This is a genomic window from Allobosea sp. P1_A7 (assembly GCF_056406775.1).
The window spans coordinates 1-1537 of sequence record NZ_JBFTZN010000550.1 but is presented as its reverse complement, the minus strand read 5'-3'; the positions used below and the strand labels follow the sequence as shown (position 1 = coordinate 1537).

The following is a 1537-nucleotide window of genomic DNA, read 5'->3' as shown; positions in this document are numbered from 1 at the left end:
AACGCCGTCCTTGCCGCGGCCGGCTTCAACTTCAAGCTCCTCATCCGCTGGCTGATGTTTTTGTGCGCCTGGATCACCGCCGCAGTTGCCGCCATGTCGACGGCAAAATCCCGGCCTCAGGCCGCGTGAACGCGTTCTTCACGGTCGACTGGTGACGGCAAAACTCACCCCAGGCCTCTCATGCCGCTGCACTGGTTCAACCTACCGCTGGCCCAATGGCGCAGGCTTGGCCGTCTATGTAGCCGTCGGCGTCGAGGAATATTCTTTCGGCGAGGGCCTGACCGAGGACCTGCTGCCCGGTGCCTCCAAGCCCGATCTCGTCAACACCTCCTGGCGTGACTACGGCAACCGCGTGGGCGCATTTCGCCTATTCGATCGCTTTGCCAGCTTCGGCATCAGGCCGGCCGTGCTGCTGAACACCGCCATCTACGATCACGCACCGGCCGTCATCACGGCAGCGCGCGAGGCCGGGGCCGAGTTCGTCGCCCACGGCATCAGCAACTCGGACAGCCTTGCGACGATGAACCCGCAGGAGGAGGCGGCCTATCTCCGCGCCGTCTATGAGCGCATCGCGACCGAGGAAGGGCAGCCGCCCAAGGGTTGGTCCAGCCCCTGGCTCGCCCACAGCCCCGTCACGCTCGATCTGCTCGCGGCTCAAGGCTWCAGCTATGTTGCGGATTTCCGCATGGACGATCAACCCGTTTGGCTCAATACGAAGAGCGGCAGGCTTATGGCCATGCCCTATGCCCTGGAACTCAACGACAGCTCGACCATCATCGGGCGTCAGGCCAGCGCGCGCGAATTCGCTGAGATGATCATCGACGAATTCGACGAGATGCTGGAAGCCGCACGCGAACAGCCGTTGGTCATGAGCGTCGTGGTCCACTCATTCATCTCCGGCCAGCCGTTCCGCCTGCGCGCCTTGACGCGAGCGTTGGAGCATATCGCTTCCAGGAGCGACGAGATCTGGCTGACCCGCCCCTGCGATATCGCGTCATGGATTGGTGAGCAGACATAATCAGTCGCTCAACCCGCTGCACGGCGTGCTTGCGTAAGCTGGGTGCCGCCTCCGGCCAGGGCCGAACGTGTAACGACCCTGCCCGCCAGCGGACCTTCCTGATGTCGGCTATGCGCCATCTTCCGCCGTCTGGCCCCCTGCTCACTTTGGGTCGGTTTTATCCCTTCGATCTCGGTCCGGAAGCTGACGTTCGATGAGGCGGTAGCACACGGCAACCCTGGCCAGCGCCGCCTTGGCGGCGCAGGTGAAGACCGTCTACGTGCCCTGCCGCCCGTTGCAGCCTATGATTCACCGTGACGCCCGTCGCCTCGCATGGCGCCCGCACGATGCGGCGGACAGACTCTGCGCGCATGATCAGGTCGAGGGGACTCTTGTCGCCCGCCCGCATTGGAGTCAGCGACCGATCCCCCCGTCTTCACCCTGAATTCGGTCGGCGAACCGCGCCCTGGCCCAATGTGCAGGATTGGCCAGCGCCGCCTTGGTGGCGCAGGTGAAGACCGTCTACGTGCCCTGCCGCCC

At 64.5% G+C, this 1537-nt stretch carries 1 protein-coding gene; it reads left to right on the top strand.

The annotated features are described in order from the left end of the window. Positions 1-226 precede the first annotated feature (226 nt). Positions 227-1018, top strand: coding sequence for a polysaccharide deacetylase family protein (locus tag AC1D34_RS37495; protein ID WP_476827020.1), 792 nt, complete (start codon positions 227-229; stop codon positions 1016-1018). The last annotated feature ends 519 nt before the right edge of the window (positions 1019-1537 follow it).